The sequence below is a fragment of the Pirellulales bacterium genome (genome assembly GCA_036267355.1).
GTDB lineage: Bacteria > Planctomycetota > Planctomycetia > Pirellulales > DATAWG01 > DATAWG01.
Map to the genome: position 1 here is coordinate 110377 of DATAWG010000025.1, position 15902 is coordinate 126278.

12 protein-coding genes are annotated in these 15902 nt (G+C 62.6%); 3 read left to right on the forward strand and 9 right to left on the reverse strand.

The genetic code is table 11. The annotated features are described in order from the left end of the window. Window positions 1-888: 888 nt before the first annotated feature. The 5 genes from VHX65_04220 to VHX65_04240 all read right to left on the reverse strand — a co-directional run bounded on the left by VHX65_04220 (window position 889) and on the right by VHX65_04240 (window position 7369). Window positions 889-2025 (reverse strand): DUF58 domain-containing protein, encoded by a 1137-nt coding sequence (locus VHX65_04220; GenBank protein HEX3997740.1) that lies wholly within the window; start codon window positions 2023-2025, stop codon window positions 889-891. After that, window positions 1994-3046: an AAA family ATPase gene (locus VHX65_04225; protein ID HEX3997741.1), complete on the reverse strand. Its 1053-nt coding sequence runs from the start codon at window positions 3044-3046 to the stop codon at window positions 1994-1996. Before VHX65_04225 ends, VHX65_04220 begins: the two co-directional genes overlap by 32 nt. Before the next feature lie 23 nt (window positions 3047-3069). Then, window positions 3070-4134: a prenyltransferase/squalene oxidase repeat-containing protein gene (locus VHX65_04230; GenBank protein HEX3997742.1), complete on the reverse strand. Its 1065-nt coding sequence runs from the start codon at window positions 4132-4134 to the stop codon at window positions 3070-3072. A gap of 31 nt (window positions 4135-4165) precedes the next feature. Further along, the gene (locus VHX65_04235; protein ID HEX3997743.1) at window positions 4166-5077 is read right to left on the reverse strand and encodes an SIMPL domain-containing protein; all 912 of its coding nucleotides are present in this window, start codon (window positions 5075-5077) and stop codon (window positions 4166-4168) included. 111 nt (window positions 5078-5188) lie between these two features. Further along, window positions 5189-7369, reverse strand: coding sequence for a PQQ-binding-like beta-propeller repeat protein (locus tag VHX65_04240; GenBank protein ID HEX3997744.1), 2181 nt, complete (start codon window positions 7367-7369; stop codon window positions 5189-5191). Between the two features lie 387 nt (window positions 7370-7756). Here VHX65_04240 and VHX65_04245 point away from each other — a divergent pair, with 387 nt between their 5' ends. Further along, window positions 7757-8860 (forward strand): cis-3-hydroxy-L-proline dehydratase, encoded by a 1104-nt coding sequence (locus tag VHX65_04245; GenBank protein ID HEX3997745.1) that lies wholly within the window; start codon window positions 7757-7759, stop codon window positions 8858-8860. A gap of 67 nt (window positions 8861-8927) precedes the next feature. Here the strand turns inward: VHX65_04245 and VHX65_04250 are convergent, their stop codons facing one another. Then, window positions 8928-9440: an HYExAFE family protein gene (locus VHX65_04250; GenBank protein HEX3997746.1), complete on the reverse strand. Its 513-nt coding sequence runs from the start codon at window positions 9438-9440 to the stop codon at window positions 8928-8930. 223 nt (window positions 9441-9663) lie between these two features. Here VHX65_04250 and VHX65_04255 point away from each other — a divergent pair, with 223 nt between their 5' ends. Next, window positions 9664-10647, forward strand: a complete 984-nt coding sequence (locus VHX65_04255) for a phosphotransferase (GenBank protein HEX3997747.1) — start codon at window positions 9664-9666, stop codon at window positions 10645-10647. A gap of 103 nt (window positions 10648-10750) precedes the next feature. After that, window positions 10751-11422, forward strand: coding sequence for a 16S rRNA (guanine(527)-N(7))-methyltransferase RsmG (gene rsmG, locus VHX65_04260; GenBank protein HEX3997748.1), 672 nt, complete (start codon window positions 10751-10753; stop codon window positions 11420-11422). On the opposite strand, the gene VHX65_04265 is transcribed toward rsmG, so the two are convergent. The 3 genes from VHX65_04265 to VHX65_04275 form a co-directional block, all read right to left on the reverse strand. Beyond that, window positions 11362-12846 (reverse strand): hypothetical protein, encoded by a 1485-nt coding sequence (locus VHX65_04265; protein ID HEX3997749.1) that lies wholly within the window; start codon window positions 12844-12846, stop codon window positions 11362-11364. The two genes, rsmG and VHX65_04265, sit on opposite strands and share 61 nt — an antisense overlap. A 152-nt stretch (window positions 12847-12998) precedes the next feature. Next, window positions 12999-14378 (reverse strand): PQQ-binding-like beta-propeller repeat protein, encoded by a 1380-nt coding sequence (locus tag VHX65_04270; GenBank protein ID HEX3997750.1) that lies wholly within the window; start codon window positions 14376-14378, stop codon window positions 12999-13001. A gap of 113 nt (window positions 14379-14491) precedes the next feature. Further along, window positions 14492-15811: a coproporphyrinogen-III oxidase family protein gene (locus VHX65_04275; GenBank protein HEX3997751.1), complete on the reverse strand. Its 1320-nt coding sequence runs from the start codon at window positions 15809-15811 to the stop codon at window positions 14492-14494. Window positions 15812-15902: the final 91 nt, after the last annotated feature.

Below are 15902 nucleotides of genomic sequence, written 5' to 3' on the forward strand. Positions count from 1 at the left end.
TTTTGCACTACTTGTGCGGCCCGCGCGCCTTCTCCCCTCTCCCCTTGCGGGAGAGGGGTTGGGGGTGAGGGGTTTGCGTGCAGGTGAAGGGTTCGTATTCAGTTGCCGCCAGATCGCTTCTTCGATTGTATCCCATTCGGTAAACACCTCGTGGTTCCAATACCGGAGCACCGCGAATCCTTGCGAGCGCAGCCAATCGTCGCGTCGAGAATCGTGCCTCTTGTGCGACTCTTCGTTGTGCTGGCCGCCGTCCAACTCGACGATGACACGATGCCGCAAACAAACGAAGTCAACGACATATGACCCAAGCGGCACCTGGCGACGAAATTTGAAGTTTGCAAAACGGCGGTTTCGGAGCCGCTGCCAAACGAACGTTTCTGCTTCGGTTTGGTTTTGGCGTAGTCGTGCGGCGAGATTGATGTTCTTGGTCATTTGGTGATCTTTGTGGGTTCGCCCCCTCACCCCCGGCCCCTCTCCCGCGGCGGGGAGAGGGGAGAACGGGACGCGCTCTCCCGCGGCGGGGAGAGGGGAGAATGCGACACGCTGTCCAGCGGCGGGGAGAGGGGAGCCGGCAGACCTCGTGGCGACGTGAGCTGGCTTCGCACACCTGAGCGCCAGCGCCGCGTCCCTGCGCGGCCCGCGCCTTCTCCCCTCTCCCCTTGGGGGAGAGGGGTTGGGGGTGAGGGGTCTGCGTGCAAATGACGTGGTTTGCTTGCAATTGCCACCCGATCGCCTTTTTCGATTGCATCCCAGTCGGTAAACAACTCGTGACTCCAATATCGCGGTCGCCGCCAAACGAACGTTTCTGCTTCGGTTTGGTTTTGGCGTAGTCGTGCGGCGAGACTGATGTTCTTGGTCATTGGCTGATCTTCGTGCAGGTTCGCCCCCTCACCCCCGGCCCCTCTCCCGCGGCGGGGAGAGGGGAGAACGGGACGCGCTCTCCCGCGGCGGGGAGAGGGGAGAACGGGACGCGCTCTCCCGCGGCGGGGAGAGGGGAGAATGCGACACGCTGTCCAGCGGCGGGGAGAGGGGAGCGACGTGTTCGTGCGGGTGCGGTTGGTCGTGGGCGGGGGCGGTGATTTTGCCGATGCGGCGGCCAGCGACGGTTTGGCGGCGATGAAGGTATTGGGCCAGCCCATGGGCTAGATCGTCGGAGGTTGTCAACAGCGTGTAATCGATGCCGGCCGAGCGGCAGCGGTTGCCCACGTCGAGAATGAAGTCGTCCATGGCGCGGCGGTAAGCCTGGCGGAAGGCCCATGGCTCGGCAAAGATTTCTTCGCTCCCCTCGATATCGCGAAACAGCACCGAATCGTTGAACGGCAATTCGATTTCTTCCTTGTCGAGCACATGGAAGATCAGGATGTCGTGCCCCTGGCGCTGCAAGCGGCCGAGCCCGTGATACAGCGCATCGAGATCGCACAGCAAATCGCTGACGAGGATCACCAGTCCGCGAGCATTGATCTGCGCGGCGACCTTATTGAGCACCGAGCCGAGATCGGTCGTTCGATCTGGCTGGGCCGATTCGAGCACGTCGAGAATCTTAAGCAGTTGCGATTGGGCCGCCGACGGACGCAGCCACGATCGCTCGGATTCGTCGAACAGGGCCAGCCCCACCGCGTCGCGCTGCTTGAGGCAGAGCATCGCCAGCGACGCGGCGAGCGTGGCGGCGTAGGAGAATTTCGTGAACCCGGCGGCCGGCTGGGCAGGCTGAGCGGAGCGCGCTGCGCCGCGGCCGTAGCGCATCGAAGCGGAGGCATCGACCAGCAGCGTGGCGCGAAAGTTGGTCTCTTCCTCGTAGCGCTTGATGTAATAGCGGTTCGAGCGGGCGTAGGCCCGCCAGTCGAGGCGCTTGAGATCGTCGCCGGGGACGTATTCGCGATAATCGGCGAACTCGACGCTCACGCCGTGCAGCGGCGAGCGATGCAAGCCCGACATCGTGCCTTCGACGACGCGCTGCGCCCGCAGCCCGAGCGGCACGATGCGGGCGAGCACTTCAGGCTTTAAGAACGTGGCCGATTCGCTCATGGGCATGCTCCGCGGCGCGGTCGAGCGGAATCGCATCGACGAGTTTTTGAATGATCGTTTCGGCGGTCTGGCCCTGGGCCTCGGCATTGTAGTTGAGCACGATGCGATGGCGGAGCACCGCGCCGACCATCGCCCGAATGTCGCTCACGTCGACTTCGGGCCGGCCGTCGAGGGCCGCCCGGGCTTGCGCGGCGGCGATCAGCGATTGCCCGCCGCGTGGCCCGACGCCCCATTGCACCCACTCCTTGATGAACCGCGGCGATTGCGGCTCGCCGGCCCGCGTCGAGCGAACAAGGTTCGCGACATAGTTGATGCAATAATCGCTCACCGGCACGCGGTGGACGATTCGCTGCAGGGCGAGCATTTCGTCGGCGCTCAAAAGTGGCGTCGGCGAAATCGGAGTTCCGGTCGAAGTGAGCCGGTAGATGCTGCGCTCTTCGGCCTCGCTCGGATAGCGCACCAAAATCTTCATCAGGAACCGATCGAGCTGCGCCTCGGGCAACGGATACGTGCCTTCCTGCTCGATCGGATTTTGCGTTGCCAAGACGAAAAAGGGGTTCGGCAGGGGGTGCCGCTCGCCGCCGACGGAAACCTGCCGCTCGGCCATGCCTTCCAACAGCGCGGCCTGCGTTTTGGGCGGCGTGCGGTTGATTTCATCGGCCAGGAGAACATTGGCGAAGATCGGGCCGCGGATGAATTTGAACGTCCGATCCCCCGAGCCACGGTCCTCGTACATCACATCGGTGCCGGTGATGTCGGACGGCATCAGGTCGGGAGTGAATTGGATACGATTGAAATCGAGCGACAAGCATTCGGCGAGCGTGCGGATCATCAAAGTCTTCGCCAGTCCCGGCACGCCCTCGAGAATGCAATGGCCGCGGGCGAAGAGGCACACGAGCAACTGCTCGACGACATCTTCCTGCCCGACGATGGCGCCGGCCATTTGCCGGCGGATCGAATCGCGGGCGGCGCGCAGTCGCTCCAGGCCGGCAAGGTCATCGGTTTCAATCGCTGTGGTCACGTGGGCGCTTTCTGTAGAGGTCACTATCGCTGATATATGGGGAGATATTTATAAGGGAGTTGCAGGATTACCAGCGCGATGCTCGTGCCGTAGGTTTGACCGATGCCGTCGCCGGGCCACGAGCCATCGCCCGACTGCATTTGCAGCAATTGGTCGCGGGCATCGGGAAAATAGTCGTCCCAATATTTATCGCCGGCCTGATAAAAAGCCTGGGCGGCGTAGAGGTGCGTGTAATAGGCATGGCCGTAGGCGCCCCCTTTTCGAAACGAGCTCTTGGCGAGGTCGAACTGCTTTTTTACGTATTCGAGGCATGAATCGGCCAATTTGGAATCGTATTGCCCCGCGTTGTAGAGCGTGGCGATGGCGGCGGCGGAAATCGGCAGGTGGGCCTCCGAGCCGGCGGTGCTGAGCGAATAGCAGATGCCGCCGTCGGGCGATTTGCACATTTCGAGATAATGCACGCCCCCTTCGATGGCCCCCTTGGGAACGGTAAAGCCGGCATTGCTCGCGGCCCGCAGGCCTTGAATTTGCGTCACCGTCACCGAGCCTTCGTCGCCGCTGCCGGGCGTGTAACACCAACCGCCGTTCGACGAAGCGCTGGCCGTAAGGCGGATCGCGCCGTCGATGATTCTTTTCATCCGCTCGCGCGTGCGGTCGTTGGTTTCCATGCCGTAGCAGGAGGAGAGGAACATCAGCGAAAAGCCGTGGCCATACATCGAATAGCCCTGCTCTTGGGTCGGCCCCGTGATCAGGCCGCTGGGCTGCACGTTGCCGGTGAGGTATTCGACGATTTTGGCGACGCGTTCGGCATAGGGGCCGCGCGACGGCGTGTTGCCATTGGCCAAAAAGGCCATTCCCGCTAGCGCCGTCATCGCCACGGGATAGGCGCGGCCATCCTGGCCGGCGGAGAACGAGCCGTCGTCGCTTTGCGATTTGGCGAGAAAATCGAGGCCGCGCTTGATGGCGATTTGTGCGCGAGGGGTGATGTGTTTGGGGAGAATTTCTTGCCCGTGGAGCGGCGCTGCGCACAGGGTCGCCGGCAAGGCGAGCAAGAAAATCTTCGCGATCGATTTCAAGATCAACTTCATAGCTGCGAACTCACGACGCGGGTGCTCCCGCCTACTTCACGATCTCGAATTGCACTTCCAGGCTCACGCGGAGCGTCAGATCGCCGGTATTCGAGCCGGTGATCGATTTGTCCGTTGGCGGTGATTCCTTGCTTGTGTTGCCTATTCCGTAGATTAAGTTCACGAGCGAGGTGTTGGATTCGGTTTTGCTCGAGGGGTCGTCGCGCACGGAGACGATCCGCCCCAGCTTCGCTCCGGAAAGCCGGGCCAATTGCTGGGCCTTGGCCTTGGCATCGTCGATCGCGGCCTTGTAGGCTCGTTCGCGGACCGCGACACTGTCGGGGAGCTTGAAGGAAACGGTCGCGCTGTTGCCGCCGCCCTCGCGCCCCATCATTTGCATTTCGAGGATATTGGTGGCCGACGGGGTTCCCATTTGGAAGCCGGCATCTTTGGCCACATCGAGAATCTTCAACACTTTTTCCAGCAGCTCGTCGGGATCGAGCTTATCGGCGTGGGCAAGCACGATGCGGCTGGTTTCGGAAAGGCGGACGCTTTGCGAGTTGTTGGGCGGGGTCATGCCGCGCATGATCATCATTTGCGTGTTGGCATCGCTTCCGCCGCCTCCCACGGAAACGCCCCCCGGCTCGATCGACAGGTCGGGATTCTTCAGGCCTGCGATGGCGGCGAAGGCCCGTTTTTTGGCGTCGCGGAATTTCACGAGCGCGTCGGCGGCAAGCGGGGCGTCGCCGTTGAGCGTGGCCGAGATTTCAATTTGCGTCGGCCGGGCCGTGGCCGAACCGTCGCCGCGAACGACGATTCCCTCGTCGGCGAGCGCCGCGCTCGCGAATGCTGCGATTGCAAAGGCCGCGACGGCGAGCGACGCCGCACCCATGGTTGCGGTGCGAATCGAAGGGAACGGCATGGCCGCAAGGACGGGAAGCGACCGCACGCGTGGAATTTTCATGGCTTGCTCCGGATCGAAAATGCGATGTTTTGGATCGGCCGCCGCCGAACGCGCTGTGGATATTTTGCCGGGTGATTTTTTCTAGGGAATCGGAGTTTGGCGCCGCGGCGCCTATTTTGCCGCCGACGATGGGTTGTTGGCCGCCGCGCTCCGCCGCAGCGGATACGCCGTCACGGCGGCATTGCCGATGGCGATCAGCTTGTCGCCGGCGGGCATCAATTGCCGCACGCCCGCCTCGCGATCGGCCCCTCGAAAAATGCGTTGCACGTCGCCATTGGCCGGATTGATGTCGAAAATTCCGCGCTCGGTCGGCACGAAAACATGGTTCAGGCAAATGAGGAGCCGCGCCGCGTCGGTTTGGCCCGGCAGCTTGGTGCTCCAGCGGAGCTTTTTGGTGTGCAGATCGAGGGCCGACAGGTCGTCTGCGAGCAGATAGGCGGTCGATCCATCGATCGAGGCCAAATAGTCATCTGCCGCGAGAAGGCGTTTCCAGCGGATTGCCGGCGCGGCGAGATCGATGGCATAAAGCATGCTGGATGCGCCGTCTTTCAAATAACACGCGCCGTCGGTCCCCACGAGGGCATTGCCGAATTCGGATGTGTCGGTGGTCATTTGGCCCCACCACATCCCTTGGTTGCTCGACGCCGGTCGCGTGTCGTGTTGCAGGGCCCAATCGATTTCATGGGTCGCCGGGTCGATGGCAAACAGCGCGCCGTAGTTGGTCGCCAGATAGAGCTCGCCATCAATGGCCAAGAGTTTCGGGCCGCCGAAGTTGTACGTGCCGCGCCAATTGCGGTTGTTTTGCGGCGTGCCGAGCGGAGTCGTCCAGCGCTGCTTGCCGTCGGCCAAACCGACGCAAACAAGGTACATCGAGTTGTTTCCCTCGATGCCGAGCAAATAGGCGGCATCCCCGACGATCGACGGAGCCGAGACGATCGTTTCTTCGGTCGGCCGATAGCTCCATAGCGGCTTGCCGGTCGCCGGGTCGAGGCACTCGATATGCCATGGTTCCGGCGTCGCGCCGAAAAGATTGCCGAGCAAATTGTTCGACCCGATGCGGCCGGCCAACAATTTATCGCCGGTCGCCACGAGAAAGAAGCTTTCGGGCGAAATGCCCTGTTGCAGGCCTTGCATCGCCTGCTGGGCGAAATCGGAGAATTTTCCCGTCCGCCAGAGCATCTTTCCGCTCGCCAGATCGGCGGCGAAAACCGTGCCGAAGCGATTCGCATAGAACCGCCTTTGATCGACGCAGCACGCTGGTCGAAAAATCGATTTCCCCAGCGGCATGCCCGTTTGCGGATCGTTCTGGCCGGCCAAATCGTTGACGCCGAAGGGAATTTGCCACGCCGGCTCTGCGGCGGCGGGCAAGCTTGCTTCCTGGCCGTCGATACCCGAAATTTGCGGCGATGGAATCGCAGCCGCCGCGGCGGGCATCTTGGCCAGCAGCGATTCAGCGAATTCGGCCGCGTTCACTTCGCGCCCGCCGAGCGTCACGTTCTGATCGGCATATTTTTCGCGCACTTGCGCCACGAGCGCGGCCAGCGCCTCGCGTCGATCGGACATGCTCAGAGCGATGCAGCGCTTCACTTGCAACTTGGCCAGCGGCAAATGCGTGTCGGGATATTTTTCGGCCACCAGCCGCCAGGCCCGTTCGGCAGCGGCGAAATTGCCCTGCTCGAACAGCGCGTCGCCAAACCGATCGGCGGCCAGATCCCCCACGCTGGTCATGAAATAATGATCGACGAGCTTGCGCAGCGTCGCCACTTCGTCGCTCGGCAGGCCATGGCCCCCGTCTTGCAATTGCTGCCAAAGCTTCTTGGCGCCGGCGTCGTTGAACAGCCGATAGGCGTCGCGGCCTTCCGGCGGCAAATTGCAGAGCAACTGCTCGACGCGCTTGCGCAGCGGGACATAAAAACCGTCGCCGGCGGGAACCAGCCCGGCGTCTCCCGCGTCATCGATCGAATTCATGGCATGGAAGGCGAGTTCCCACGATCGCTTGGCGCTGTAACGCTGGAAATCTTCGAGCGACTCGACGATCTTGCTGTCGGCCTTGCGCACGGCGAACGTTTTGGGCGCCGCCTGCGGTGAATCCGAATCTTCGTCGGTGCTCGACACGACGGTGGCTAGCGGCTGGGCCCTGCTGCGCGTCGCAACGACGACCGCTATCGACGCAAAGGCCGCGACAGCGAGAGCGGCGCGGAACAGGAATGCGCGTTCTGCGATGCGATTGGCGGCGCGCGCGGGCCGGCAACCGCAAACGCGCCGGCATTTCGAGCCGAATGTTCCAGCCATAACCCGCCTCGCAGAAAGCTTGCCGCCCCACCCGCACGCGCGATGACAATCGACGGCGGGTCGTCGAACGTGGGCCATTCTAGTTGGCCCCGCGCGCGGCCGTCAAACAAAATCACCTGGATCTGCCTGTAGAACGGCGGGCTGGCGTTCGCACGCATTGCGGGTTAATTTTAACCACGCCGTGGTCTTGCCACCGGCGCCAATTTCGACGCGAGCCGGCCTGGGCAACCTCGACCCGATCGTCGCTAGTGTAGTGTCTCCTATGCCACCTTCGACTCGGCTTTGTCGACTCGGTGTTCTCTGTGACTCGGTGGTGAGAAAAGAAGCCGGCGAGTGTCTTTGATAAAGCACGCTATTTCGCAGACACGACACCTGATCGCTTGAACCATGAAAATCCGCCGCATCGCCGCGTATCAGGTCGATCTGCCGCTCCGCGAAGGAAGCTACCATTGGTCGGGGGGCAAATCGGTTTCGGTGTTCGACAGCACCATCGTCCGCATCGAAACCGAGGACGGACGGATCGGTCATGGGGAGGTTTGTCCGCTGGGGCCGTTTTATTTGCCGGCCTACGGGAGCGGCGCGCGGGCCGGGATCGCCGAATTGGGGCCGCATTTGCTCGGCCACGATCCGACGCAGCTTGCCCGGCTCAACCGCCTCATGGACGCGGCGCTGCAAGGCCATCCCTACGTCAAATCCGCGATCGACCTGGCCTGCTGGGATCTGCTCGGCCAGGCGGCCGGACTGCCGGTCTCGATGTTGCTCGGTGGCCGCTACGAAGAAAGTTTTCCGCTCTATCGGGCGATTTCGCAACAATCGCCTGACGAAATGGCCGACCGCGTGGCCGGGTATCGGCAGGAAGGGTATCGCAAATTTCAATTGAAAGTCGGCGGCGATCCGCAGACCGATATCGAGCGCATCCACGCCGTCGCCGCCCGGCTACAAACAGGAGATGTGCTGGTGGCCGATGCCAATACGGGCTGGCTGGCGCATGCGGCGCTGCGAGTCGTGCGCGCGGTGCAGGATGTCGATGTTTATATCGAGCAGCCGTGCGTGAGCTACGAAGAATGTTTGTCGGTTCGGCACAAAACGCCGCAGCCCTTCGTATTGGACGAATGTATCGACGGCATGTCGACGCTGCTGCGGGCAATCCAGGATCGGGCGATGGATGTCGTCAACATCAAGATCAGCAAATTCGGCGGGCTGACCAAGGCCCGCCAGGCCCGCGATCTGTGCGTGGCGATGGGCATCGCGATGACGATCGAAGACAGTTGGGGAGGCGACATCGTAACCGCCGCGATTGCGCACCTGGCCCATAGCACGCCGCCGGAGTTTCTCTTCAGCTCGACCGATTTCAACAGCTACGTCACCGTGAGCACCGCCCAGGGCGCGCCGCAGCGCTCCGGCGGCCGCATGGCTGCCTCGCTCTCACCGGGATTGGGCATCGCGCCGAGAGCGGAAGTATTGGGAAAGCCCCTTGTCGATGTTTATTGACCGGCCCGCGATAGGCGAATCGTTAAGAAAATTTGCGGCGATCACCGCCCCCGATCATCCACGCGGATCAGCCGGCGGCGAGCAGCGCGGGAATGGGAATCGCAAGCTGCCGGAAGCGAGCGGCGGGCATCGCCACCGTGTCCCAGGCGCTCGACAGCGGACGGGCATGAAATGCATACTCTTCCAATCCCAGCCCCACGAATCCGTACAGCCGGCCGCGGAATTCGAACAACTGTTCGACCGGCAGCGGCGATCGGTCTCCGAGCACTTCGTAGGCGAACACGAACATCGCCCGAAAATTCGCTCCGAACAATCGCTGCCAGGCAGACAGGCTCCGCACATCGTCGCGTGTCGACCAATTCTTCCAATATTGCTTTTGCTCGCCGGAGGGAAAATGCCGGCCCTTGACATCGACCAGCCAAGAGCCTCCCTGCGGCATGGAGACGATGAAATCGAGGCTTTTTAGCGAGCTTTCGGCCATCAAGGTACGCCGCGATTCGTCGACCGCGACATACGGAATCTGGCGCACGCGCAAGAATTCCTCGAAGGCCGCTTCGTAATGGTTGTCGCGGTTGGCCAAGGATAGGGTGAGGGGTTAGCGTGATGGGTTAGGCCGTCGCCAAAGGTTTTCGGACGATGGGGGCCCTGAATCAGCTTATAATTTTGGCGGGGCGGAGCCAAGCGAAAAAAGAGGGGGGTTTGCAACGGATACGGTCACGGGACAAAACGAGGCTTTTTCGAGCGAGAACCGGCTTGTTCGCTGGATCCTCGAGAGCTATGGCGACGACTGCCGGCCGCTCGCCGTGGATTCGCTTGGCGGGGCCGGCGGATTCAGCGGGGCGAAGTTCTGGCGGCTTGCAACCCAGCGGGGAGTGCTTTGCCTGCGCAGTTGGCCGCCGCAGGCCGATCCGGCGTGGCCAGCGCGATTGAAATGGATCGACGCGGTGCTCGAACACGTCGCTCGCCACGGCTTTTCGATCGTGCCGGCGCCGATTCGCACCCGCCGGGGCAGCAGTTTCGTCGAGCACGATCAACGGCTATGGGAACTGTCGCCCTGGCTCCCCGGCCGGGCCGATTATTTTCCGCTCCGCCGGACCGAAAAACTCCAAGCGGCGCTTATTGCCCTGGCCCGTTTTCACATCGCCGCCGCGGAATTCGGCGGCGGCACCGCGACTTCGGGGCCGTCGCCGGGCATTCGCCAGCGGAGCGAGCAGATCGATGCCTTGCGGGCGGGCCGCTGGCATACGATCGTGGCCGCAGTGGATGCGGCGTCGCTCGCTGGGGTTCCAAGCAACGACGCAGCACGAATCGCGATCGGCCAACTCGCTCGCCGCTGGCTCCCGCTGTTTGAGGAAGTTGCGCCCATGGTTCGACATCGACTCACCGAGGCCGAACCGCTACGTGTCCCGCTCCAGGCCTGCATCCGCGATATCTGGCACGATCACGTATTATTCGAAGACGACCGGGTTAGCGGGCTGGTGGATTTTGGCGCAATGCGGGTCGGCAATGTCGCCGGCGACGTTGCCCGGCTGCTGGGGAGCATGGCCGGCGACGATGCCAGCGTTTGGCAAGCCGGTCTGGCCGCCTACGAATCCGTTCGACCTCTATCGGCCGACGAACGCCGTTTGGTCGGCGTTTTCGACCGCAGCACGACACTATTATCGGGCATCAACTGGTTGCAATGGATTTTCGTCGAAGGGCGAACGTTTTCCGATCTGGCCGCGGTGGCAGAACGGTTGAGAGAGATTTTGGCGCGGTTGGAGTGTCTGAAAATGGCTCGTGGTTAGTGGCTCGTGGCTCGGAAAGCCGATTTGGGGTTGTGTTGCGGGTTGAAATTCGTGAATTTGCCATGTTTGCGAATCGCCACCGACCGCGTTGGATCTGCGAAGCATGTCATCGCTAGACACCTCGAACGCCGAAACACCGAATCCCGACAGCTTGTCGGCCGCGCTTGCCCGGCACGCGATCGAATTGACCGACGATCAGATCGCGCTGTTGGAAAAATATTGCCAACGACTTTGGGATTGGAACACGCGGCTCAACCTGACGCGGCACACCGATTACGAAAAATTCGTGGCCCGCGACGTCGTCGATAGCCAATGGCTGGAGCGGTTTTTGGAGTCAGGCGAATCGGTTTTGGACGTGGGCACCGGCGGGGGCGTGCCGGGGATCGTGTTGGCAGTGCTGCGCCCCGATCTGGATGTCGCGCTGTGCGATTCGGTGGCCAAAAAGGCCAAGGCCGTCGCGGCCATCGTCGATGAGATTGGCCTGAAACTACTGGTGCATCACGCCCCGGCCCAAGACGTGATCCAGCGGCTGCGGTTCGACACGCTCGTGGTCCGGGCCGTTGCCCCGCTCTCGAAACTCTTGACTTGGTTCAATCCGCATTGGGACCGCTTCGAGCGAATACTCGTGCTCAAGGGTCCGGCTTGGGTCGAAGAGCGGGCCGATGCCCGCGAGCGGCGACTGTTGAACGGCCTCCGGCTCTCGAAGCTGGCCACCTATCCGCTGCCGGGCACGGAATCGGAAAGCGTCGTGCTGCAAATCCGCCGGCACGATTGATCCACTGCCGCGTGGGGCGGATCGAATCGCAAAACTCGTTCGCTGGGCCGCCGCCAACTGCCGCTCCAGGTTTCGAACGGCAGCCCGCCGCACTCGCCCTCGCGATAGAACGCCACTAGCGAAAGCGTGTCGTTCGTCACCGAAGCGGCATCCGGCGAGATGGCTCGTTGCCACGAGCCGACGTTGAAGCCATGGGCAACTGCGCGCTCGGCCGGAAAATCGGCGTCGAGCGGCGCGCAGCTCGTTTCCGCCGCATGCCCATAAACAACGTGCCGCACGCGATCGTGGCGAACGGCGTCCTCGGCCCGCGCATGGCCCAAATATTCCTGAGCCGAATTTCCGCCGCCGCGGAAGCAATCGATGTCGCGGGAGCCGATCGAACGACGGCTGTCAGATTGCCGCCGCGGGCTGAATCGCAGCGCTGTCGACAAAGCGTCAACGAGATCAATCGGATTCCAAGTTTGGCGCGAGCGGATCGCCGGCAACTCCAAAAACTCGTCGAGGAGTTGGTTCCACAACAGTCGCACATGGGACCGCAAATCCGCGCTTTCGCAAGTTTGTTCGAGCACGGCGTCGATCCAGGCCGAGGCGAGGAACATCGGCCGGACGGAGGCCACCTGCTCGAGCCCCGCCAGCACCAGTGGCGATAATTCGCCGCGCCGCCCGCGCAGCGCCAGTTGGAAGCGGCCCAAGAACTCGATCGCCAGCGCGTCGCCCAAGCTACTGGTATTGCGATCGACTTCGAAATGCAGCGGATCGTAAATATCGCCGTGCCGGGCAAGCACTCGATGCCGAGCGAGGGCCTGTGACAAAAATTCGCTTTCGCCCGGATCGTGCGGGAAGACCGCTGTTGCCCGCTGGACGATCCCCATCCGCTCGCCAACAACCGCTCTCAGCCGAGCGCAATTTGCTCCTGGCAAATGCAACGGCCAATCGCGATCGCCGACCATGTAGTGAATTCGCACCGGCACGGTTTGGCGAACCGCCGCGGTTGAAGCGGTGTGCGTCGCCGGTCGCTGCCGCGGCACGCTGATCGCGCGACGATGGGCCAACCGGCGCAAGATTTCCAGCGCGGCTCGATTGTGCTCCAGCGCGTCGGCGGCGATTCGGCAGAGGGTGTCGAACGCCGCCGCGCTCGACCGATCGTGCCATGGCCGTATGTCGCCGGCGAGCCAGTGGGCCGAACCGATCAAATCGAGGATGTCGCCGAGCAGCACCAAGTCGATGGTCTCGACCGGCCGATAGTCGCCGCCGGGGCGAAACGATGCGGCGAACGCCAACGCCCTTAATTTCGCGGCAAGCAATTCCATTGCCGCCCTAGGAAGCGTCGCTGCCAGCGAACCGTCGCCAAGACGAAGATCGCTGACGATAACGAGCATCGGCGCAGGCCGGCGGCTGGAGAACTTTTTTGGTTGGCGCGACAACAACGGCCGCCTATTGCGGTCCATCGCCTGTTATCGGCCGAAAAGCATAGGCCGCATAAGAAATCCCGCCGTGCAGCCGAGCCCGCAGCGGCAGCAAGGGAATCCGTCGGCGTTGCCGATTGTCGGTGGCGGGGTGAGAGCCGTGGGGAAAATTATTTTCCGCCGATCGACACCAGATGCGAATCGGTTCGCAGATACATGCGGCCGCCGGCGATGGCTGGGGTGGCGCGGGTCGCCTCGCCCAGCGGGTTGCGGCCCAGTTCCTCATACTTGTCGCCTGCGGCCAGCACCAGCACCTCGCCCTCGGTCGACATGCAATAGAGCCGGTTGGCGGCCCGCACCGGCGAGCCGGAATAATTGCCGCCGACGCGTTGCCGCCATTTCATTGCGCCGCTTAGGCCGTCAATGCACGTGACGATGCCGCGATCGTTCCAAATGAAGACCAGATTTCCCTTCGCCACCGGCGTAGGCACATACGCGGCCGAGGCCTTGTCGATCTTATAGACGATCTTGGGTTCATGGCCCGCGTCGCCCGGCTGGATGGCGAACAGCGTGTTGTTGCCGCTGCCCACGCCGCACGCCCCGAGCACCAAGCCGCCAACGAGAATCGGCGAATCGACGGCCCGGCGATCGAACACAGGCAGTTCCCAATTGAGATGGCCCGTGGCGACGTCGATGCCGCTGAAGCCATGCGATCGGCTGTCGTAGATCAGTTCCGATCCGCCGCTGGCCGTCGGGCGAACGCACGGCGTGGCGTAGCTGACAACGCTCGATCGCCGCGGCGTTTTCCAGCGCACGGCGCCGCTGCCGGCATCGAGGGCCACGATCCAACTGCGGCCATCTTCGTCGCCGGAGGGTTCGAGCGCGGCGTCGCCTGAGGAACTGCCACCTGCTCCGTTCTTGCCCCCTTTGTGCCGTTTGGGTTTCGGCGCTTGGCCGGTGCGGGCCTCGGTGCCGTCTTGCTGGTCGCTGATCACGACCATGTCGTCGACGACGATCGGCGAGCAGCCAAACCCATGTTGGCTTTCGAACGCCCCGAGGCTATGCCGCCATGCCTCGCGGCCATCGTGATCCAGCGCCAAAACCAGGTAGTCCTCGGGCGTCGCCCAGGCGATATAGACGTGCTTGGCATCGACGGCCGGAGTGCCGGTGGCGAAACTGTTTTGCGTGTGGATATGGTAGAGCGCGGCGGGGAATGATTTTTTCCAAAGCGTGTGGCCATCGGCGGCCGCCAGGGCCAAGGCATAGCGAGTCCCGCTTTGCGGGTCGGCGGAGGTTACGAAAATCGTGTCGCCCCACAGCACGGGAGACGAATGCCCCGCGCCGGGCAATTCCACTTTCCAGTTGTAATCCTTCTCGGTCCACTGGGCCGGAATCGTCGTGGCGTCGCTTTGCCCCGACCCGTTCGGCCCGCGAAAGCGAGTCCACTCCTGCGCCGCGGCAATCTCGGCGGTTGCAAAAACGAGGGCAATGCAACCGACGGCGCCAACGGTCAAAGAGCGGGCGCTACGGAAAAAATCGAGTGCCATCATACTTCGTCGCCTCGGCCGATAAGAAAAAAACACCGCGAGCAACCGAACCAAGATCGTAGCAAGGCCAACGGTGAATGTCGAACAATAGAATACGGCAGCGACGCGCCGGCGGATCACGTATAGCGCACGCCGCGGAATTCCGGTTCGAAGAATGGCGGGAGCAAGCCGTCGGCGTTGAGCAGGCCGGCGCGGGTGAGCCGGATCTCGTCGCCATCGACTTCCAAATTGCCGTCGGCCTGGTGCTGCTCCCACACGTCGCGCCACTGGTCGAGAATTTCAACGCCGAATTTATCGCGGAAGTAGCCGGCATCCAAGCGGCCGGTTTTGAGCTGCAAGATCATTTCGCGGATCAATAGTTGATGCGGCGACGGACGCATGCCGCGCCCCAGCGGCAGTTCGCCCCGATCCAAGGCGCCCACATACTGCGGCCAATCGGGCAGATTTTGATAATGCACGCCCGAGATGTGCCCAAAGCTGGCCACGCCGGTGGCCAGCAAATCGCTGCCGCGCCACAAATTGTCGCGATAGCTGAAGTTCACCTTGCTCTTGTCTTTCACCACCGTGTAGGCGCTCGACACCGAATAGCCGGCCGCCAAAAATTCGTCGAGGGCATAGTCGAACCAAGCTCGCTTCGTCGGCCAATCGGCCACAGGCGTTTCGATCCGGTTGCCCAAGATGTCTTGCGAATAGAGCGTGTTGAACGGCAGCTCCATCTGGTAAATCGTCGCGCTGTCAGGCCCGAGCTCGATGGTGCGGCGGATGCAATCGCGCCAGTTGTCCCACGTCTCGCCGACCATGCCCGAGATCAGGTCGATATTCACATTGGCAAAGCCGGCGTCTTGGATCCATTTCCACGATTTGTAGACTTCGCCCGACAGGTGGGCGCGGCCATTTTCGCTGAGCACGGCGTCGCTGAAATTCTCGACACCAAGGCTGAGCCGCGTCACGCCGAGATCCTTGAGCGTGTGCACTTTCGGCTCGGAAAGCGTGCCCGGCTCGCATTCGAAGGTGACTTCTTCGGCATGGTTCCAATTGATGTTGGCCCGCAGACGATCCACAAGCGACGTGAGTTGCTTGGCGCTCAAGAACGATGGCGTTCCGCCGCCAAAGTAGACGAAGCGAAACGGCCGGCCTCCCATCACCGGCAGCCGGCTGACTAGTTCGATCTCGCGCGAAAGCGCCGCGACATACTGTTCCACTTCGTGCGCGTTTTTATCGGTGTAGACGCGGAAGTAGCAAAACTTACAGCGCTTGCGGCAGAACGGGATATGCAAATATAGCCCGAGCGGCACAGGGCCCGATGGCAAATCGGCCGGCGGCGATTGCATCGCTTGCCGGACGTCGGCCAGGGCGGCGGGCGTCCATTGCGAGAACGGCGGGTAGTTGGCGATGAAATAGCTGCCAACTTCGGTTTTTGTCGCTTCGGTTGTCATGGAAGCACCGCAGGAGGGTTGCGCAGTGGCGGGAGAGTGCGTGGCGGGAGGGTACGTGACGGGAGCGTGCGTGGCGCGGCGGTGGGTTGCG